Source organism: Streptomyces sp. NPDC027672, from assembly GCF_055566335.1.
Window position 1 is genome coordinate 120,955 of sequence record NZ_JBVHSO010000014.1, and the last position, 20,411, is coordinate 141,365.

General features: G+C 75.1%; 11 protein-coding genes. 2 read left to right on the top strand and 9 right to left on the bottom strand.

Annotated elements, in window-relative coordinates; translation table 11 throughout:
* Window positions 1–91 precede the first annotated feature (91 nt).
* The 9 genes from ACZ4SV_RS29450 to ACZ4SV_RS29490 are packed head-to-tail and all read right to left on the bottom strand — an operon-like array spanning window position 92 to window position 11,418.
* Window positions 92–1,525, bottom strand: coding sequence for an FAD-dependent monooxygenase (locus tag ACZ4SV_RS29450; protein ID WP_468007802.1), 1,434 nt, complete (start codon window positions 1,523–1,525; stop codon window positions 92–94).
* Window positions 1,526–1,553: 28 nt separating this feature from the next.
* Window positions 1,554–2,636 (bottom strand): methyltransferase, encoded by a 1,083-nt coding sequence (locus tag ACZ4SV_RS29455; protein WP_468007804.1) that lies wholly within the window; start codon window positions 2,634–2,636, stop codon window positions 1,554–1,556.
* A complete protein-coding gene (locus ACZ4SV_RS29460) occupies window positions 2,633–3,610 on the bottom strand; it encodes an NAD-dependent epimerase/dehydratase family protein (RefSeq protein ID WP_397941738.1) in 978 nt (325 codons plus the stop codon). The genes ACZ4SV_RS29455 and ACZ4SV_RS29460 overlap by 4 nt, the downstream gene beginning before the upstream one ends.
* 4 nt (window positions 3,611–3,614) lie before the next feature.
* Entirely contained in the window at window positions 3,615–6,395 is a 2,781-nt protein-coding gene (locus tag ACZ4SV_RS29465) for an alpha/beta fold hydrolase (RefSeq protein ID WP_468007878.1), read from the bottom strand.
* A 57-nt stretch (window positions 6,396–6,452) separates the two neighbouring features.
* Window positions 6,453–7,703 carry an NAD(P)/FAD-dependent oxidoreductase gene (locus ACZ4SV_RS29470; RefSeq protein ID WP_468007806.1) on the bottom strand — a complete coding sequence of 417 codons (1,251 nt, stop codon included), beginning with the start codon at window positions 7,701–7,703 and terminating at the stop codon, window positions 6,453–6,455.
* Window positions 7,700–7,894 carry a ferredoxin gene (locus ACZ4SV_RS29475; RefSeq protein ID WP_365879325.1) on the bottom strand — a complete coding sequence of 65 codons (195 nt, stop codon included), beginning with the start codon at window positions 7,892–7,894 and terminating at the stop codon, window positions 7,700–7,702. Before ACZ4SV_RS29475 ends, ACZ4SV_RS29470 begins: the two co-directional genes overlap by 4 nt.
* Before the next feature lie 28 nt (window positions 7,895–7,922).
* Entirely contained in the window at window positions 7,923–8,741 is an 819-nt protein-coding gene (locus ACZ4SV_RS29480) for an AfsR/SARP family transcriptional regulator (protein ID WP_365879327.1), read from the bottom strand.
* Between the two features lie 38 nt (window positions 8,742–8,779).
* Complete coding sequence (locus ACZ4SV_RS29485; RefSeq protein ID WP_468007809.1) at window positions 8,780–10,378, bottom strand: FAD-dependent monooxygenase; 1,599 nt, start codon at window positions 10,376–10,378, stop codon at window positions 8,780–8,782.
* A 59-nt stretch (window positions 10,379–10,437) separates the two neighbouring features.
* Window positions 10,438–11,418, bottom strand: coding sequence for a quinone oxidoreductase family protein (locus ACZ4SV_RS29490; RefSeq protein ID WP_468007811.1), 981 nt, complete (start codon window positions 11,416–11,418; stop codon window positions 10,438–10,440).
* Between the two features lie 275 nt (window positions 11,419–11,693).
* Between ACZ4SV_RS29490 and ACZ4SV_RS29495 the strand changes: the two genes are divergently transcribed.
* Window positions 11,694–12,368, top strand: coding sequence for a DUF2306 domain-containing protein (locus ACZ4SV_RS29495; RefSeq protein ID WP_397948261.1), 675 nt, complete (start codon window positions 11,694–11,696; stop codon window positions 12,366–12,368).
* A 71-nt stretch (window positions 12,369–12,439) separates the two neighbouring features.
* A complete protein-coding gene (locus tag ACZ4SV_RS29500) occupies window positions 12,440–20,371 on the top strand; it encodes a type I polyketide synthase (protein ID WP_468007814.1) in 7,932 nt (2,643 codons plus the stop codon).
* Window positions 20,372–20,411 lie beyond the last annotated feature (40 nt).

The following is a 20,411-nucleotide window of genomic DNA, read 5'->3' on the forward strand; positions in this document are numbered from 1 at the left end:
CGCGGGACGGGACCGGGCACCCGCCGAGCGGTGATCACCGCTCGGCGGGTGCCCGGGTGCCGGGTGCCACTTGTGCCTGGTGGTGCGCGGCTCAGCCGGCCCGCACCGGCCAGCGCTCCAGTTCGGCGCGGAGTCCGGCGGGATCGGGCCGGCCGGCGGCCCAGGCAATGTGGCCGTCCGGGCGGACCAGCAGGGTGTGGCGCAGGTCTCCGGTGGGCGCCGCGACCCGCAGCCAGGCGTCCTCCGGTACCGGCCGGTCCCGGGTGACCAGCACGAAGGCGCCGTCGCGCAGCACCTCGTACAGCCGCCGTCCGTCCGCGAGCCGCAGATCGGGCACCCGGCGTCCGGTGAGCGGGTGGCTGCCGGGCGGCGCCGGGTAGGAGACGCCGATGCCCGACAGCCGGCTCTCCCCCAGTGCCGTGAGCGAACTCAGCCGCGAGACCGCGGGCAGCGCCAGGTCCCGCAGCCGGCGCACGGTCCGGCCGCGCGGGGCGCTCAGCACACCCCGGGTGATGGCACCGGAGATCCGCAGCGTCTGCCGGCCGACCGGATGGCGCTCGCGCTCATAGGAGTCGAGCAGCGGCTCCCCGGCCCGGCCCCGGACCACGGCGGCCAGTTTCCAGCCCAGGTTGGCGGCGTCCTGCAGCCCGGTGTTCATGCCCATGCCGCCGGCGGGCGAGTGCACGTGCGCGGCGTCGCCGGCCAGCAGCACCCGGCCCGCGCGGTAGCGCACCGCCTGCCGCTCGTCGCTGTGGAAGCGGGAGATCCAGCGCGGCTCGTGCATGCCGTGGTCGGAGCCGAGCACCCGGCGCAGCAGCCCGGCCAGCTCCGCCGCCTCCACCGGGGCGTCGTCGGGGCGGTCGTCCCCGGCGATCCAGCCGATCGCCCGGTACCAGCCGTCGCCGAACGGCACCAGCGAGGCGAAGCCGTACCGGTTGGCGTTGGTGGTCACCGCCTCGGTGGGCAGGTCCGCGAGCCGGACGTCGGCCAGCATCACCGAGCGCAGGACCGACCGGCCGGGGAAGCCGATGCCGCTCAGCCGCCGGACCGCGCTGCGCACGCCGTCGCAGCCGACCAGGTACGCGGCGCGGAAGGTGCCCGCCCCGGCCGTCTCGGCCTCGACGCCGTCGGCCCGCCGGCGCAGTCCCACCACCTCGGCGCCCCGCACGATGCGCACGCCGGCCGCCAGCGCCCGGCGCTCCAGCAGCCGCTCGGTGTTGTACTGCGGGGTGATCAGCACGAAGGGGTAGCGGGTGCGCAGCCGGTGCAGATGCAGTTCCAGCTTGCCGAAGACGCCGACGACGGGTGCCGTGCGGCCGAGGCCGGCCAGTTCGTCGCCGAGGCCGCGGGCGTCGAGCACCTCCAGGCTGCGGGCGTGCACCGCGAAGGCGCGGGTCAGGTTGGCGTCGGCGTGCGGGCGCCGTTCCAGCAGGGTGACCCGCACGCCGGCGGCGGCCAGGTCCCCGGCCAGCAGCAGGCCGGTGGGGCCCGCTCCGACGACCAGGACGTCCACGGCCTCGGTCATGGCGGTCCGTCCCTCTCTCACCGGGCCCTCACCGGGTCCCCGCGGCCGGCGCGGGCACCGTGGCCTCGATCATGTGCTGGTAGGAGTCGACCGGCCGGGCCTGCCGGACGGTGAGGCCGGACCGCGTCACCAGCTCGCACAGTCCGCGGAGGGTGTGCTTGCGTCCGCCGACGGTGAGGAGCATCCGCAGGTCCATCGCGGTGCTGAAGGCCTGGCCCGGCCCGTCGTCGACGAGGTTCTCCACGATGATCACCCGGGCCCCGGGGCGGGCCGTCCGCAGGACGGTGCCGAGGACCACGGCGGCGTCCTCGTCGTTCATGCCGAGCACGTTCTTGAACACGTACGCGTCGACGCCGTCCGGCACCTCCTCCCGGCAGTCGCCGGGCAGCAGCCGGGTCCGGCCGGCGAGCGGACCGCCCTCGCGCAGCCGGGCGTCGGCGCCGGCCAGCACGTCCGGCCGGTCGAAGAGGATGCCCCGCAGGCCGGGGTGGTGTTCGAGCAGCGAGGCCAGCAGGAAGCCCTGGCCGCCGCCGATGTCCGCGACCACGCGCGCCCCGTCCAGCGGCAGGGCGGCCGCGACGGCCCGGGCGGACTGCCGGCTCGCCTGGGTCATGGCCCGGTCGAACACCGCCGCGGACTGCGGCCAGGCGGTGTGCACCTGCTCGAAGAACTCCTGGCCGTACAGGTCGACGAAGACGTCCTCGCCGGTGCGGACCGACTCGTCGAGCCGGCCCCACAGCTCCCAGGTCCACGGTTCGGTCATCCACAGCACGAGCTGGTCGAGGCTGTCCGGGGTGCCGGTGCGCAGCAGCCGTGAGACGTCCGTGTGGGCGAACCGGCCCGCGGCGTCCTCGGTGAGGACCTGGTGGCAGGTGAGCGCGCGCAGCAGGCGGCGCAGCGCGTCCGGGTCGGCGCCGACCGCGGCGGCCAGGTCCCCGGCGGTGGCCGGGGCGGTGCCGAGGGCGTCGGCGAGGCCGAGTTTCACGGCGGCGCGCAGGGAGGCGGCGCAACTGGTGCTGAGGGCACGCTCCAGCAGGCCCAGCACCTGGGGTTCGGCCGGTGTCCCGGGGGGTGCGGGGGTCTCGCCGGTGGGGGCGGGCACGGTGGTCATGGAGCCGGGACCTCTCTTTGCGGGCCGGTGTCGGCTCTTTGCGGGCCGGTGTCGACCGAGCCGGGGAAGTGCGCGTCCAGCACCTGCCGGACGCCGTCGCGCCAGGACCACGCGCAGTCGCCCGCGAGGTCCCGGCGGCGGGTGGGGTCGAAGGCGACGACGGCGCGGGTGACGTCGGCGGGTGCGAAGGCGACCGGCACCCCGGTGAGGCGGGAGACGTACGTCATCAGGTCCCGCACGCCGACGGTCTCGTCCCCGCCCCAGTTGACCACGGTGGCGGGGGCCGCCGCCGCGGCCCACAGCCGGGGCACGTGCCGCGCGATGTCGTCGGTGTGGATCGGGGAGCAGTAGTGCTGGTCCTCGCGGGGCACGGCGATGGGCTGTCCGGCGAGCATCTGCCGGTAGTGGATGACCGGGAGCCCGCCGTGTCCGTGCGGTCCGTAGGCCACGTTGAGCCGGGCGATGGTGGTGGGCAGGCCCAGGGTGACGGCGAGCGCGCGGACGGCGCCCTCGGTGGCCAGCTTGCCCACCGGGTAGGCGGGCAGCCAGGCGGACGCGGCGGCCAGCGGGTCGGACTCGGTGTGCCGGTGGTCCGGGGCCTGGGGTGCGTAGACGGCGCTGGTGGAGACGTAGAGGAAGGCTTCGGCGGTGCGGCAGTGGGTCATCAGGCGGCCGGTGGCGACGGAGTTGACCGTCACCGTCTCCTCGAAGTCCCCGTCGCCGCGTTCGACGGCGGCGTGCAGCACATGGGTGAAGTCGTCGGGGAGGCCGTCCAGGGTGTCGGTGGCCATGTCCCAGTGCCAGGTCCGGATGGACCGGTCCCGGAGCCGGTGCTCCAGGGCCGGGTCGCCGAACCGGCCGGCGCACCAGACCTCGTTGCGGGCCGCGAGCGTCTCGGCGACGGTACGGGCCACCAGGCCGGTGGCCCCGGTGATCAGGATCTTCCGCCCGGTGAGCGCGGTGGTGCCGGCCATGGCCTCAGTCCTCCAGGGCGCGGGCCAGCTCGGCGCGCAGCAGGGACTGGAAGACGGCCACGTGCCGGGGGCCCATGAGGGTGTAGTGCTCGCCGGGCACGTCGATGTACCGGGGTTCCTCGCGGGTGAAGTCGGCCCACCGCTTCAGTTCGCCGTCCAGCCAGTCCTGTTTGGTGCCGCGCAGCGGTACGGCGTAGAAGACGCTCAGGGGTGCGGCGACCTCGCCGGTGGGCTGGTAGGTACGGCCGAGACCGGTGAGGCTGTCGGCGAGTTCCGCCCACGCGGTGAACCGCTCCGCATCCAGGTCGAGTTCGGCGAGCCGGTCCGGCGGGGCGAGGGCGAGCAGCCGGCCGAGCTGTTCCGGCCGGTCCAGCGGGCGCAGCTCGGCGGGCAGGGTGGCCGCCTGCTGCTTGGTTATCAGGTCCAGGAACATCGCCAGGTTGACCGCGGTCTCGGTGAAGTCGAGTTCGTCCATGCGGTACTTGATGTGCGGGGGGAGGTTGAAGCTGCCGAGGAAGTCCACGCGTTCGCCGTCCGCCTCCAGCAGCTTGGCCACCTCGAAGGCCACCGCCGCGCCGAAGGAGTAGCCGGCGAGGGCGTAGGGGCCGTGCGGCTGTGTGGCCCGGATGGCGTCGGCGTAGGTGCGGGCCATCTCGGCGAAGCTCGCGAAGGGTTTCTCGCCGGGGTTGAAGCCGCGGGCCCGCAGGGCGTAGAAGGGCCGCTCGTGCGCGAAGTACTTGGCGAGGTTGACGAAGACGAGCACTTCGCCGACGCCCGGGTGGACGCAGAACAGGGGTGTCCTGTCGCCGCCGGTCTGGAGCGGGACGACCGGGTCGTAGGGCGCGGGCCGCTCGCCCTGGCCGGCGTCGATGCGCGCGGCCAGGGCGCGGACGCTGGGCGAGGTGAGGAGGGCGAGGACGGGCAGCCGCGTACCGGGGAAGTGCCGGGCGATCAGGCGCTTGAGGCGCAGGATGTCCAGCGAGGTCCCGCCGAGGTCGAAGAAGCCGGCGGTGGCGCTGATCGTGTCCGGCGGCTCCTCGACCAGTTCGCCGTAGAGCGCGGTCAGGGTCCGCTCGGTCTCGCCCACCGGGGCGGTGTAGCCGCCCAGTTGCCGGGTGACCAGCTCCCGGACGGCTGTCAGGTGGTCCGCGTAGTCGCCGGCCTCCAGCCGCCGGCGCATCAGGGAGCGCTGGATCTTGCCGAGGCTCGTCTTCGGGAAGGCGTCCTGGGGCAGCGGGAGCAGCACCGCCGGGCGGAAGCCCCAGTGCAGTACGGCGCTGTTCCGGACGGCGATGAGCAGGCGGTGCAGGGCCGCCTCGTCGGCGGCGGTACCGGGGGTGACGGCGAACGCGACGGCGAGCTGTTCGGTGTCGCCGCCCGGCGGGCGGGTCGGGAACGCGGCGACGTAGGACCGGGCGATGCCGTCCAGGCCGTCGAGCACCGACTCCAGGTCGTGGCTGTAGTAGTTGACGCCGTTGACGATGATGCTGTCCTTGCTGCGCCCGGCCAGGGTCAGCCGCCCGTGGTCGAGCCGGCCGAGGTCGCCGGTGCGGAACCAGCCGTCGTCCGTGAAGGCCGCCTGGGTGGCCTCCTTGTCGTTCCAGTACCCGTCGGTGATCATCGGGCCGGTGAGCTGGACCTCGCCGGTCTCGCCGTCGGCCAGGGGCGTGTCGTCGTCCGCGGCGATCCTGATCCGCAGTCCGTCGACCGGCCGGCCGACCGCCGCGAACTCGGCCGTCCGGTCGGCGTCCGGGAACTCCCGGTTGTAGATGCTGCCGGCGCAGGTCTCGGTCATGCCGAAGGCGGGCCACAGGGCGCCGCGGCGCAGCCCGTACGGAGCCAGCCGGTCGAGGAACCCGGTGCCCGTGGCCACCGGGTTGGCCTCGCCGCCGGAGACGATGTGCCGCAGCCGGGACAGGTCCAGGGCGGGCGGGGCGGGCAGCCGGTCGAGCGCCTTGTTGAGGAGGCCGAGCAGGAAGTTCGGGGTGAACGTCATCGTCACCCGGTGGGCGTCGATCAGCTCCAGGAAGCGCAGCGGGTCGGCCAGCACCGCCTCCGGTGCGACCTGCACCTGGACGGCTCCCACCGACAGCGGCAGCAGATGCGCCTCCAGCAGCGCGGCGACGTGGTCGTACGAGATCCAGTTGAGGGTCACGTCGTCCGCGCCGAGCGACTGCGTGCCGGCCTTGGCGGCCATGGAGGCCAGCAGGTTGCCGTGGGTGAGCCGGACCGCCTTGGCGGCGCCGGTGGAACCGGAGGTGAGCACCAGCAGCGCGACGTCGTCGGGGCCGGTGGCGGCCGGTGCGGCCGCGGGGGCGGCCGCGCCGTCCGTGGCGCGGGCCAGTTCGTCGAGGGTGGTCACGGCCAGCCCGTCGACCGCGGGGAGTTCCTCGCGCACGCGCCGGTCGGTGACCACCAGCGGACCGCCGAGCAGGGTGTCGACGTGGGCCAGTTGGGCGGCCCAGCGCTGCGGGTCGGTGCGCAGCGGCACCAGCGGGCAGACGGTGACGCCGCCGAGCAGGCAGGCCCAGAAGGCCGGGAGGAAGTCCTCGGGCCGTTCCAGGAGCAGCGCCACGACCCGGTCCCGGCCGACGCCGTTCTCCCGCAGGGCGCCCAGCAGGCGCAGGGCGTCGGCGAGGAGGCCCGGGTAGGTCTGGAGGGTGTACTCGGCGGGGTGCTCCGCGGAGCCGTAGCGCACTCCGTGGTCCGGGAACCGGGCCGCGGCCCGCAGCAGCAGACCGCTCAGGCCGGCGCCCGCCTCGGGTGTCGTCCGGCTCGTCGTCATCATGCCTCTTCTCAGGTGTTCGGTGGCGTCTCGTGCGCGGGAGGGGCCGGAGAGGTCCTAGCCGAGGGCGGCCAGTACGTCGTCGGCCCGGTCCCGGATGCCGTCCCACGGCTGGGGGCGGGCGACGAGGCCGCGCGCCTCGCGCAGGACGCGGGGCGGTATCCCGGTGCCGAGGACGCCGCGCAGCAGGCCCTGGCGGAAGTAGAAGGCGACGACGCGGGGGCGGTCGGGGTCGCCGAGGTCGGCGTACCGCAGTTCCACCCGGTCCGCGCCGTGCAGCAGGCCGTACGCCTGGAGCTTCAGCGCGTACTGGTCGGACCAGAAGTAGGGCACCGGCGCGTACTCGCCGCGCTGCTCGGGTGTGCCGTCCAGCTCGGCCAGCAGGTTGTGCGCGGCCACGGCGCCCTGCTCGGTGGCGTTGATGCGGTGCTCGGTGCGCACCCGTTCGCCCTGGACGGGGTGGTGCCAGTGCGCGACGTCGCCGGCGGCGTACACGCGGGGCGCCGCCGCGCTGTACGCGTCGCAGTGGATGCCGCGGTCGACGGTGAGTCCGCTGTCCGCGAGCCATTCGGTGTTCGGCGTGGAGCCGATCGCCACGACGACGGTGTCCGCCGGGACCGTCTCCCCGGAGGCGAGCTCGACCCCCGTCACCGCGCCCCGGGCGCCGGCGAGTCCCGTCACGGTCTGCCCGGTGCGCAGGGTGACGCCCTTGCCGCGGTGGACCCGGGCGAGCAGGGTGCCGACCTCCGCGCCGAAGATCCGTTCCATCGGCACCGGTTCGTCGGTGACGACGGTCACCCGGTGGGCGCCGCCCTTGGCGAGGGACGCGGCGACCTCCATGCCGAGCGGGCCGGAGCCGATGACGGCGACCGTGCCGCCGGCCCGCAGGCTGGCGCGCAGGGCGGCCAGGTCGTCCAGCGTGCGCAGCGTGTGCACACCGGACAGCTCCCCGGTGCCGGGCAGGGTGCGGGGCCGCACGCCGGTGGCGATGACCAGCCCGTCGTAGCCGAGCACCACGCCGTCGTCGAGGGTGACCCGGCGGGCCCCGGCGTCGAGTCCGGTGGCGCGGACTCCGAGGCGCAGGTCGAGGGCGCACTCTTCGAGCGAGGCGGTGTCCCGCATGGCGGTGCGGTCCTCGTCCCACTCGCCGGTCAGCACCTGCTTGGACAGCGGCGGGCGCTCGTAGGGCAGGTGCTTCTCGTCGCCGACGACGACGAGGCGTCCGTCGTAGCCCTTCCGGCGCAGGGTCTCCGCCGTCGCGATGCCCGCGGCGGACGCGCCGACCACGACGATCGTCCGAGGGCTCACCGCACCACCCGGAGAGCCGCGCCGGGGCACGCCGTGACGGCCCGCAGCACCGCGTCGTGCAGGACGGCGGGCGGCTCCTCGTCCAGGATCACCACGACACCGTCGTCCTCGTCCTGGTCGAACACGTCCGGGGCCAGCACGGCGCACTGGCCCGCGGCACAGCACTTGTCGTAGTCCGCGACAACCTTCATCTTTCCTGTCACCTTCGCCTTTCACGTGTCATGCGATGGTCGAGAACGCCTGGGTCATGAACGAGCCGGAGCGGGCCGGGCCGTCCGCCGCGGGCGCGAGGATCATCCGCCGCATCTCCTGGAGGAACGGCGCGGGCTCCAGGCCCAGTTCGGTGTCCAGCGCCTGGCTGATCCGGCCGTAGGCCTGGAGTGCCTCGGTGCGGCGGCCGCTGCGGTGGAGGCTTTCGATCAGGCATCCGTACAGCCACTCGTCCAGCGGCTGGGCGGCCACCAGCGCGCGCAGCTCGCCGACGAGTTCGCGGTGGTTGCCGAGCTGGAGATCGGCGACGATCCGCTGGTGCAGCGCGTCCTGCCGCTGGTCCTCCAGCCGGGCGACCTCCTGTTCGAGCACCCGGCCGTGCGCCACGTCGGCCAGTGCCGGCCCGCGCCAGAGCGCCAGCGCCGCGCGCAGTTCCCGGGCCGCCGCCGCGTAGTCCCGCTCCTTCAGCAGCGCGCCGCCGCGCCGGGCGGACACCCGGAACTCCGCCACGTCGGTGCTGTCCTCCCGCGGCTCCAGGACGTAGCCGGAGCTGCTGGTGCGGATCACCGCGCCGTACTCGCCGGCGCCGCGCTCCGCGAGGAAGCGGCGCACGTGGTAGATGTGCGTGCGCACCGTGGGCACGGCGCTGTCGACCGTCTTCTCGCCCCACAGCTCGTCCATGATCTGATGCAGCGTCACGATCGTGCCGGGGTGCAGCAGGAAGAGACAGAGCAGCTTCCGCACTTTCGGTCCCCGGGGCACCGCGATCCGGTCCTGCGGCAGCCGAGGCTCCACCCCGAACGGACCGAGCATGGTGAACAGAGCCACCCCGCTCTCCTTCCCTGTGTCTCCTCGCGGTCCGGCGGTCAGCGCGGGCCGCGCCGCCGGGTGGCGCGCACCAGTGCGCCGTTCTTCAGCTCGAAGACCGCGCCGAGGGTGGCGTCGGGCCTGACCTCGACGGCGCACGGCCGGTCGATGCCGAAGGTCCGGTGGATGTCGGCGCCCGGATCGTTGATCTCGTCGATGCCGGCGTCCTGGGCGGCGGACGCGGGGATGCGGGCGCTGAGGAGTACGGCCTTCTGGTAGGCGGAGCCCTGCCCGCCGCCCTCGGCGAGCAGCCGCCGGGCGGCCCGCCGGGTGCTCTCCAGCCGCTCCGGGACCCGGTTGTCGGCCGCGAACAGCAGCAGCACCGGCCGGTCGAGCGCCACCTTGTCGTGCAGCCAGGTCCGGTCGGGCCGGCCCTCCAGCGGCACGTCGGGCAGCCGCATGCCGCTGGCCAGTCTCCCGGTCCGGGAGCCGTCGCCGGGGTAGGCCAGGGTGAGCTGGGCCTGGCGCGGCGCGACGAACCGGTCGAGGAGGCCGGCGCGGGCGGCGCCGTCCAGGGCGAGGTCGCGCAGGTTCCTGCGCCAGCCGTCCAGGGTCCACATCCGGGTCTGCCGGTCGCTGTCGGCGACCACCGCGGCGGCCGTGTGCCGCCGCTGTCGGTCCCATTCCTCCAGGGCGGCGGGGGCGAGCTGCTGCCGCTGGATGGCCGCCAGCCGCCAGGCGAGCGAACTGGCGTCCTCCAGGCCGGTGTTCAGTCCCTGGGCGCCGGCGGGGCTGTGGATGTGGGCGGCGTCGCCGGCGAGCAGGACGCGGCCCACCCGGAACCGGTCCGCCATGCGCCGGTGGACGCGGAAGATCCCGGTCTGCAGCTCGCCCACCGCCCGGATCGGCACGGTGCACCGGGTCCGGGCCAGCCGCTGCGCGGTCTCGGCGAGCTGTCCTTCGGGCACTTCCTCGCGCAGGCCGAGGAAGACGCGGGCCTTGCCGTCGGGCAGGCTGGTGACGACCAGGATGCCGGAGGGGTCCATGAAGTAGTGCGTCTCGTTCTGCGGCAGGCTGGTCTCCCACACGCCGTCCGCCACCAGGAACCGCGCCGGGTAGGTGGCGCCCTCGAAGCCCACGCCGAGGCACTGGCGGACGGTGCTGTGCGCGCCGTCGCAGCCGACGAGGTAGCGCGCCGTCGCCTCGGTCTCCTGCCCGTCGGTGCGCAGCACGGCCCGTACGCCGTCGGCGTCCTGGGTGACCCGGACGAACTCCGTGCCGTACTCGACCTTGCCGCCCGCGTCCGCGAAGCCCTGCCGCAGCACGTCCTCGGTGGCGCTCTGCGGCAGGGTGACCGGATAGCGGTACCGGCTTCCGTCCAGGCTGCCGAAGCCGATCCGGATGATCCGTCCGCCGATGTAGTACTTCAGCGCGCCGACCGTCAGCGACCGGTCGAGCAGCGGGTCGACGAGCCCCATGCGGTGGAAGCTCTCCAGGGCCCGCGGCCACAGCGCCAGGGACTTGGAGTGCGGGTGGTGGGTGGGGTCCCGGTCGACGACGCGTACGGAGATGCCCCGGCGCAGCAGGTCGACGCCCAGGGCGAGGCCGACCGGTCCCGCCCCGACGATGAGCACCTCGGTCTCGGACTGCTCCAGCATGCTGTTCCCTTCCCCGTCAGCGGGATGTGTTCCTGGTGTGGTCACGGCGGGTGGTCTCCTCAGGGCACGAGCACGACACGGCCCCGGCTGGCGCGTGACTCGACCAGGTCGTGGGCCCGGGCGGCCTCGGCCAGGGGCACGCGCGCCGCGACGACGGGGCGTACGGATCCGTCGGCGACCAGGCCGAGGAGCCGCCGGGTGCCGGACTCGGCGAGGTCGGGGCGGTGGCGCAGCAGGGTGGCCATGCTGAAGCCGGTCACGTACTTCATGCCGAGCACGTCCAGGAACGGCAGGACGGGACGCGCGGTCGGGCTGCCGGAGGCGCCGTAGAAGACGAGCCGGCCGTACGGGGCCAGCAGGGCGACGTCGTCGTGCAGCAGGTCGCCGCCGACGCCGTCGAGGATGACGTCCACGCCCGGCCCGTCCACGGCTTCGCGCACCCGCTCGGCCCAGTCGGGGCGGCCGTAGTCCACGCAGACGTCGGCTCCCAGGGACCGGGCGAACTCCAGCTTCTCGGCCGAACTCGCGGTGGCGATCACGGGTTTCGCGCCGAGTGCCTTGGCGATCTGCAGGGCCATGTGGCCCACGGCGCCGGCCGCCCCGTGCACCAGCACGCTCTCCCCGGCCCGCAGCCGCCCGGTGTCGACGATCTGCATCGCGACCCGTCCGGTGGAGCCCAGGACCGTGGCCCCGGCCGGGTCCAGGCCGTCCGGCAGGGGCATGATCCGGTCCACCGGGGCGATGACGTGGTCGGCGTAGGCGTTCTGCGCCTTCCACACCACCACGCGGGTGCCGAGATGTCCGTCGGGCACCTCGGCGCCGGCCGCCTCGACCACGCCGACGACGTCCGCGGCGGGGCAGGCCGGCAGCACCGGTGCGGACACGGGGTGCTCGCCGCGCCGCCGCTGCACATCGGCCTGGTCGACGCCGATCGCCTCCACGCGGACCAGTACGTCGCCGGGCCCGGGACGCGGGACGTCCGCCTCCTCGATTCGGAGAACACTCGACGGCCCGAATTCGTGGTACCGAACGATGCGCATGGGCTGGCGGTCCCCTTAGGAATTCAGTCGGGCAAGATCGGAATTGGCAAAAAACATACCCCGCGGTGACGCGCCGTAGAAAGTCAACAAAAGAAGCACGTGAAATCGGCGAACCGGAGTGCCGCGTACCACCAAAGAGGCACACCGGATACCACATAGGTGGGGATTATCGGCCCGTACGCCGCCGTACGCCGCCGCATTTCTTAGTCTCCGAGGGAGCCTTCAGGTTAGCGGCGAGGAAAGGTGATGCTGTGGACAGCGTCCGGGAAGTTCCCGTGGAAGCAGAGCGCCCGCTCCAAGCGGCGCCGGTGTCGAAGCCCGGCGGGCGTGAACTGACGTGGGTGGCCTGCCTCGCGGTCTACTGCGTGGGATTCGCCGCGTTCGGCGTCTCCCGGTACCTCACCTTCGACCCGTCCAACAGCAGGCTGGGCATACGCACCGACCTGCCCTGGCACTACCCGCTGTTCGTCGTCCACATCTACACCGCCGTCATCGCCATCGTGCTGGCCTGGCTCCAGGTCTGGCCCTGGTTCCGGGCCCAGCGGCCGCGGGCGCACCGCATCGTCGGCCGCGTCTACTTCTTCGCCGGCGTCTTCCCGTCCGCGGCGCTGGCCCTGCCCGACTCGCTGCTGACGACCAGCGGACCGGACGTGTCCACCGCGCTGCTCGCCATGGACGCCTGCTGGATCATCACCGGTGTCGCCGGTTACCTGACCGCCCGGCAGCGAAAGTACGCCGACCACCGCAAGTGGATGCTGCGGAACGTCGCGATGACCACCTCCACGGTCACGCTGCGTCCGCTCAACCTCATTCTGGTGGCCGTCGGCCTGAACTACGAACAGGCCTACGCGTCGGCTACCTGGGGTGCGGTTCTCGGCCATCTCCTGTTCGTCGAATGGTACCTGCTGCGACCGAAGCGGAAGCGGCGCCCCGTCCCGAATCCCCGCTGACGAACGCCCTGTTTCCTCGTTCCTTCCCCGCCCATTCTCCGAGACGGGCAACGGCCTCCTGGGGGACACGTATGCGTACCGCCCGAACGATTCCGGACGACCGCGCCGGCACACCGAGCGAGCCGATCGCCGTCGTCGGCCTGGCCTGCCGGTTCCCCGGCGCGGACCGTCCGGCGGCCTTCTGGGACCTGCTCCGCGACGGCGGCAGCGCCCTCGCGCCGCCCGCGCCGGAACGCCGGCTCGCCGCCCGGCCCGGCGGCTTCCTGGACGACGTCGCCGGGTTCGATCCCGAGTTCTTCGACATCTCGCCGCGCGAGGCGGCCGCCATGGACCCGCAGCAGCGGCTGGCGCTGGAGCTGGGCTGGGAGGCGTTCGAGGACGCCGGCATCGTCGCGGGCGACCTCAGGGGCCGGCGGGCCGGCGTGTTCGTGGGCGCCATGTGGGACGACTACGCCACGCTGCTGCACCGGGCGGGCCCGGCCGCCGCCACCCAGCACAGCATGACGGGCCTGCACCGCGGCGCCATCGCCAACCGGGTGTCGTACACCTTCGACCTGCGCGGCCCCAGCATGGTGATCGACACCGGGCAGTCGTCCTCGCTGGTGGCGGTGCACACCGCCTGCGAGAGCCTGCGCCGGGGCGAGTCGGTGCTCGCCCTCGCCGGCGGGGTCAGCCTCATGCTGGCACCCGAGAGCACCGTGTACTCCGAGAAGTTCGGCGCGCTGTCCCCGGACGGGCAGTGCTTCACGCTCGACGCGCGCGCCAACGGCTACGTGCGCGGGGAGGGCGCCGGTTTCCTCGTCCTCAAGCCGCTCTCGGCGGCCCTGGCCGACCACGACCGCGTGTACTGCGTCATCGAGGCCGGCGCGGTGAACAGCGGCGGGGCGAGCGAGGGCCTGACGGTGCCGCGGGCCGGCGCGCAGGAGGCGGTGCTGCGCGAGGCGTACGGCAGGGCCGGTGTCGACCCGGCCGACGTGCAGTACGTCGAGCTGCACGGCACCGGGACCAGGAAGGGCGACCCGGTCGAGGCCGCCGCGCTCGGCGCGGTGTTCGGCGGCGGGTCCGGCGGGCGTCCCCCGCTGTACGTCGGTTCGGTGAAGACCAACATCGGGCACCTGGAGGCCGCGGCGGGTGTCGCCGGACTCATCAAGACGGTCCTGAGCATCCGGCACCGTCGCATCCCGCCGTCCCGCAACTTCTCCGAACCGCACCCCGACATCCCGCTGGACGCGTGGCACCTGCGGGTGCCGACGGAGCCGGCACCGTGGCCGCGCGAGGACGCGCCGCTGCTGGCGGGCGTCAGCTCGTTCGGCATGGGCGGCACCAACTGCCACGTGGTGCTGTCGGACCGGCACCCGGTGGCCCCGGCGGACGAGGCGGCGGCCGGCGGCGGCGCGGTGATGTACGACGGAGCCGCTGAAGCGGCGGCCACCGGTGAGGACGCGGCGGAGGCCGCCGGGCGCGAGGCGCAGGAGGCGGTCCCCGGGGCCGCCGCGCCGGTGCCGTGGGTGGTGACGGCGCGCTCCCCCGGCGCGCTGCGCGCCCAGGCGGCGCGGCTGCGCGAGCACGTCGCCGCCCGGCCCGGCCTCGGCGCCGAGGCCGTCGGCTACACGCTCAGCGCCCACCGCACCGCGCACGAGGAACGCGCGGTGGTGCTCGGCCGCACGCCGGAGGACCACCTCGCCGGGCTGGACGCGCTGGCCCGCGGTGTGCCGGCCGCCGGCCTGGTGCGGGGCACCGCCCGCGACGGCGGCCGGACGGCGTTCCTGTTCTCCGGACAGGGCAGCCAGCGGCCTCGGATGGGCTACGAACTGCACGCCTCCTTACCGGAGTTCGCCGCCGCGCTGGACGAGATCTGTACGGCGTTCGACCCGCATCTGCCGCACCGCCTCAAGGACCTGCTGTTCGCCGGGCCCGGCACCGCCGAGGCCGCGCTGCTGGACGAGACCGAGTACACCCAGGCCGCGCTGTTCGCCGTGGAGAGCGCCCTGTACCGCCTGCTGCGGGCGTCCGGGGTGGAGCCGGACTACCTGCTGGGGCACTCGATCGGCGAACTCACCGCGGCGTACGCCTCCGGGGTGCTCGGCCTGGCGGACGCCTGCGCCCTGGTCGCGGCGCGCGGCCGGCTGATGCAGCGGGCCACCGCGGGCGGCGCCATGGCCGCCGTCGAGGCCGGCGAGGAGGAGGTCGGCGCCGTACTGGCCGCGCACGGCGACCGGGTGTCCCTCGCCGCGCTCAACGGACCGCGCACCACGGTGGTCTCCGGGGACCGGGCGGCGGTGGCGGAGGTCACCGCGCACTTCCGGGCCGCCGGCCGCAGGACCAAGGAGCTGCGGGTCAGCCACGCGTTCCACTCCGCGCACATGGACGGCGTCCTGGAGGAGTTCCGCGCGGTGGCGGCCGGGCTGACCTACGGCACACCGAAGATCCCCGTGGTCTCCAACGTCACCGGCCGCCTCGCGACAGCGGCGGAGCTGGCGTCCGCCGACTACTGGACCCGGCACATCCGCGCCTGCGTGCGCTACGCCGACGGTGTCCGGCTGCTGCACGCCGAGGGAGTCACCGGCTACTGGGAGCTGGGTCCGGGCGGGCTGGCCGCGATGACCCGCGAGAGCCTCGCCGACACCGGCACCGCGCCCGGCGGCGCGGTCGTCCCGGTGCTGCGGGACGGCCGGCCGGAGGAGCTGACCGTCGCCACCGCGCTCGCCGAGGCGTACGTGCGCGGAGCCGCGGTGGACTGGGGGGTGCTCACCGGGTGGACGCCCGCGCGGGTCGAGCTGCCCACCTACGCCTTCCAGCGCCGTCCCTTCTGGTTCGAGGAGCCCGGCGACCGGGCGCGCGAGGACACCGCCGCGGCGGCTGGCTCCGCCACCGGTGAGACGGCCGGCACCGCGACCGGTCCCGTGACCGGCGCCGCGCCCGAGCCCCGCCCGGCCCCGGAGTCCGCCCCCGGTCCCGCCCGCGAGCCCGGTGCCGAGCCGCTGGAACTGGTGCGGACCTGTGTGGCGACCGTGCTCGGGTACCTGTCCACGGACACCGTGGACACCCGCCGGACGTTCAAGGAGCTGGGCTTCGACTCGCTCACCGCGGTGGAGTTCCGCGACCGGGTCGCCGAGGCGACCGGGCTGACCGGGCTGCCGCCCACGCTGATCTACAACTTCCCCACCCCGGCCGGTCTGGCCGGCTTCCTCCAGAGCCGGCTGTCGGGCGAGCAGTCCGCCGCCGAGGCCCCCGCGGCGGCCGTACCGGCCCGGTACGACGAGCCGATCGCGATCGTCGGCATGAGCTGCCGCTTCCCCGGCGGCGTCCGCTCGCCCGAGGACCTGTGGCGCCTGGTGGCCGACGGCAGGACCGGACTGTCGGCGTTCCCGGACGACCGCGAGTGGCCCGACGTCGAGCTGCGCGACCCGGAGAACCCGGACGTGCGCTACGCCAGGACCGGCGGCTTCCTGCACGACGCCGCCGCCTTCGACGCCCCGTTCTTCGGCATCAGCCCGCGCGAGGCGCTCGCGATGGACCCGCAGCAGCGGCTGGTGCTGGAGACCTCCTGGGAGGCCCTGGAGCGGGCCGGCATCGACCCCGGCGGTCTGCGCGGCCGTCAGGTGGGCGTGTTCACCGGCGCCACCGCCCAGGACTACGGGCCCCGCCTCGGCGACCCGGACCACGGCACGCACGGCTATCTGCTCACGGGCAGCACCCCCAGCGTCGTCTCGGGCCGCGTCGCCTACGCCCTCGGGCTCGAAGGCCCCGCCCTCACCGTGGACACCGCCTGCTCCTCCTCGCTGGCGGCGCTGCACCTGGCCGCCCGCTCGCTGTCGGCGGGCGAGTGCGCGCTGGCGCTGGCCGGCGGGGTGACGGTGATGGCGACGCCCGGCATGTTCGTGGAGTTCGCGCAGCAGCGCGGTCTGGCGCCCGACGGGCGGTGCAAGCCGTTCGCCCGGTCCGCCGACGGCACCGGCTGGAGCGAGGGCGTCGGCATGGTGGTCCTGGAGCGCCTGTCGGACGCCCGGCGCCACGGCCACCGCGTGCTGGCGGTGCTGCGCGGCTCGGCCGTCAACCAGGACGGCGCCAGCAACGGGCTCACCGCGCCCAACGGCCCCTCGCAGGAGCGGGTGATCCGCCAGGCCCTCGCCGACGCGGGGCTGGCCGCGGGCGACGTGGACGTGGTGGAGGCGCACGGCACCGGCACGAAGCTGGGCGACCCGATCGAGGCGCAGGCGCTGCTGGCCACCTACGGGCAGGGCCGCGACACCGGGCGGCCGCTGCGGCTGGGCTCGGTGAAGTCGAACATCGGCCACACCCAGGCGGCGGCGGGAGTGGCCGCCGTGATCAAGATGGTCATGGCGCTGCGCCACGACAGCCTGCCCGCCAGCCTGAACATCGACGAGCCGACCCCGTACGTCGACTGGTCCGCGGGCGCGGTGGAGCTGCTGACCGAGCCGCTGCCGTGGCCCCGCGGCGAGCGGACGCGCCGTGCGGGCGTCTCCTCGTTCGGGATCAGCGGGACGAACGTCCACGCCATCCTGGAGGAGGCCCCGGCCGAGGACGGGCCGGCCGCGCCGGACCCGGCCGCCGCGCCGCCCGCCGTGGTGCCGTGGCCGCTGTCGGCGCGGTCGCCCGAGGCGCTGCGCGGCCAGGCCGCCGCGCTGCGCTCGTACCTCGCGGACCGGCCCGGCCTGTCCCCCGTCGACGTGGGCCACTCGCTGGCCACCACCCGTGCCGCGCTGGAGCACCGCGCCGTCGTGGTCGGCGGGAGCCGGGAGGAACTGACGGCCGGGCTGGACGCCCTGCTGGCCGGCGACACCGCGGACGCGGTGGTGCGGGCGGTCGCCGCGGCCGACGCGGAGCGGGTGTTCGTCTTCCCCGGGCAGGGCGCACAGTGGGCCCGGATGGCGGTCGAACTGCTCGACACCGCGCCGGTGTTCGCCGCGCGCATGCGGGAGTGCGCCGCCGCGCTGGACGCCGTGACCGACTGGTCGCTGCTCGACGTGCTGCGCGGCGAGCCGGGCGCGCCGACCCTGGAACGGGTCGACGTCGTCCAGCCGGTGCTGTTCGCGATGATGGTGTCGCTGGCCCGGCTGTGGGAGTCGTACGGGGTGCGGCCGACGGCCGTGGTGGGGCACAGCCAGGGCGAGATCGCCGCGGCCTGCGTGGCCGGCGCGCTCTCGCTGGAGGACGCCGCGCGGATCGTGGCGCTGCGCAGCCGGGCGCTGGTGGCGCTGTCGGGCCGGGGCGGGATGGTCTCGGTGGCGCTGCCGGACGCGGAGGCGCGGCGGCTGCCGTGCTGGGACGGACGCCTGGACGTGGCCGTCGTCAACGGCCCGTCGTCGGTGGTGGTCTCCGGTGAGCCGGCGGCCCTGGACGACCTGCTGGCCGTGTGCGCCGAGCGCGGGGTCCGGGCGAAGCGGATCCCGGTCAGCTACGCGGCGCACTCCGCGCAGGTGGAGGCGATCCGGGAAGAGCTGATGGAGGCGCTGCGCGAGGTCACGCCGCGCACCGCCGGCATCCCCTTCTACTCCACGGTGACCGGGGACGTCCTGGACACCACCACGCTCGACGCCGCGTACTGGTACCGCAACCTGCGCGAGACGGTCCGCTTCGAGCGGACCATGGGCACGGTGCTCGCCAAGGGGCACACGCTCGTCCTGGAGATCAGCCCGCACCCGGTGCTGCGCGGCGACATCGAGGAGGCCATCGCCTCGCGGGGCGCCCGGGGCGCGGTCGTGGGCTCGCTGCGCCGGGACGACGGCGGTCTGCGGCGCTTCGTGACCTCGGTGGCCGAGGCGCACGCGCACGGGGCGCCGGTGGACTGGTCCGGGGTCTTCGCCGGGACCGGCGCGGCCCGGGTGGAGCTGCCCACCTACGCCTTCCAGCACGAGCGGTACTGGCTGGCGCCGCCCGCGCCCGCCGCCGCACCGGGCGGCGCGGACGAGACGCACTCCGCGTTCTGGGACATCGTGGCGCGCGGCGACGCCGACGGGCTCGCGGCGGAGCTGGAGCTGCCGGACGAGGCCGCGCTGCGGGCCGTGCTGCCGGCGCTGTCGGCGTGGCACGAGCGGCAGCGGGCGGCCGCGTCGGCCGATTCCTGGCGGTACCGGATCACCTGGCGGCCCGCGCCGCACACCCCGGCCGGGTCGCCGGCGGGCGGCTGGCTGGTGCTGCTGGACCCGGCGACCCGTGAATCGCCGCTGGCCGCCGCCGTTCTCGGCGCGCTCGGCGACAGCGCGCGGGTGGTGCCGGTGGATCACTACGGCGCGGACGGCGGAGCCGACGGGAACAGTGAGCTGGCGGCCGTACTGCGGTCCCTGCCGGCCGGCGGCCCGGAGCCGTCGGGTGTGCTGCTGCTCGCGCCGCCGACGCCCCTCGGGGCGGCGGTCCCGTCCCGCTCCGGTGACTGGCCCGGTCTGCTGGGCGTGCTGCGGGCGCTGGGCGAGGCCGGGGTGACGGCGCCGCTGTGGTGTGTCACCCAGGGTGCCGTGGCGGTCGGCGGCGAGGAGCTGGCCGCCCCCGTGCAGGCGCAGCTATGGGGTCTGGGGCGGGTCGCCGCCGTGGAGTTCCCGCAGCGGTGGGGCGGCCTGGTCGACCTGCCGGCGGACCTGGACCCGGCGGCGGCCGGCCCGCTCGCCGCGGTGCTGGCCGATCCCGGGGGCGAGAGCCAGGTGGCGCTGCGGACCGAGGGCGTCTTCGTGCGCCGGCTGGTGCGCGCGCCCCGGCAGACCCGGCCCGGCGGCGACGAGCCGCGGTTCGGCGGCACCGTCCTCGTCACCGGCGGCACCGGCGCGCTCGGCCGGCACACCGCGGCCTGGCTGGCGGACCGGGGCGCCGAGCACCTCGTGCTGGTCAGCCGCAGCGGCCCGGCGGCACCCGGGGCCGACGCCCTTCAGGCCCTGCTGTCCGAGCGGGGCGTGCGGGTCAGCACGCTGGCGTGCGACGTGTCCGACCGGGCGGCGCTCGCCGCGCTGCTGGACGGTCTCGACGCCGCCGGCGACCGGATCAGGGCGGTCGTGCACACCGCGGGAGTCATCGAGAACACCCCGCTGGGCGAGCTGACGCCCGAGCGGTTCGCCGAGGTGCTGCGGGCCAAGGCCGACGCGGCGCTGCACCTGCACGACCTGACCCGGGACCGGGAGCTGGACGCGTTCGTGCTGTTCTCCTCGGTGTCGGGGATGTGGGGCAGCACCGGCAACGGCGGGTACGCGGCGGCCAACGCCTTCCTGGACGCGCTGGCGCTCCACCGGCGCGGCCTGGGGCTGCCGGCGACCTCGGTGATCTGGGGTCCGTGGGACGGCGACGGCATGATGACCCGGGGCGGCATGGCGGAGGCCGTCGTCCGGCGGGGTCTGCGGCTGCTGGCCCCGGAGCCGGCGACCGCCGCGCTGGGCCGGTGCCTGCTCGGCGACGACCCGACGCCGGTGGTCGCGGACGTGGACTGGGAGGCGCTGGCCGGCGCGTTCGGCGCGACCCGGACGACGGCGCTCTTCGCCGACCTGCCCGAGGCCCGCGCGGCCCTCGGGGAGGCGCGGCCGGCCGCCGAGGAGCCCACGCAGACGCTGGCCGGGCGGCTCGCCCCGCTGAGCCCCCTCCAGCGCCGGGAGACGGTCTCGCTGATCGTCCGGACGCAGGTGGCGCGGGTCCTCGGGTACGCCGGGCCGGACGCCGTCAGCGAGGAGAAGCCGTTCAAGGACCTGGGCGTCGACTCCGTGATCTCGGTGGAGCTGCGCAACCGGCTCCAGGCCGACACCGGGCTGCGGCTGCCGGTCACCGTGGTCTTCGACCACCCCACGGTGGCGCAGCTCGCCGACCTCCTGCTGGCCGCGGCCGGCACCGGGGACGACAGCGCGTCCGACGACGCCTCCGGTGCCGGGGACGACGCCTCCGTGTCCCGGGACGCGCCCGGGTCCGACCGGGAGCGCGACCGGACCCGGCGCATCCAGCACGCGCAAGAGCGGATCAACGACATGGACGCCGACGACCTGGTGCGCCTCGCGCTCGGCGAACGGTAGCCACCGCCGGACATCCAGCTCGTTCCGACGCAACAGAAAC

Excerpts from the sequence above, each read along its gene's own strand:
- ACZ4SV_RS29450 (WP_468007802.1), bottom strand. The coding sequence starts at position 1,525 with ATGACCGAGGCCGTGGACGTCCTGGTCGTCGGAGCGGGCCCCACCGGC.
- ACZ4SV_RS29475 (WP_365879325.1), bottom strand. The coding sequence starts at position 7,894 with ATGAAGGTTGTCGCGGACTACGACAAGTGCTGTGCCGCGGGCCAGTGC.
- ACZ4SV_RS29460 (WP_397941738.1), bottom strand. The coding sequence starts at position 3,610 with ATGGCCGGCACCACCGCGCTCACCGGGCGGAAGATCCTGATCACCGGG.
- ACZ4SV_RS29455 (WP_468007804.1), bottom strand. The coding sequence starts at position 2,636 with ATGACCACCGTGCCCGCCCCCACCGGCGAGACCCCCGCACCCCCCGGG.
- ACZ4SV_RS29465 (WP_468007878.1), bottom strand. The coding sequence starts at position 6,395 with ATGACGACGAGCCGGACGACACCCGAGGCGGGCGCCGGCCTGAGCGGT.
- ACZ4SV_RS29490 (WP_468007811.1), bottom strand. The coding sequence starts at position 11,418 with ATGCGCATCGTTCGGTACCACGAATTCGGGCCGTCGAGTGTTCTCCGA.
- ACZ4SV_RS29485 (WP_468007809.1), bottom strand. The coding sequence starts at position 10,378 with ATGCTGGAGCAGTCCGAGACCGAGGTGCTCATCGTCGGGGCGGGACCG.
- ACZ4SV_RS29500 (WP_468007814.1), top strand. The coding sequence starts at position 12,440 with ATGCGTACCGCCCGAACGATTCCGGACGACCGCGCCGGCACACCGAGC.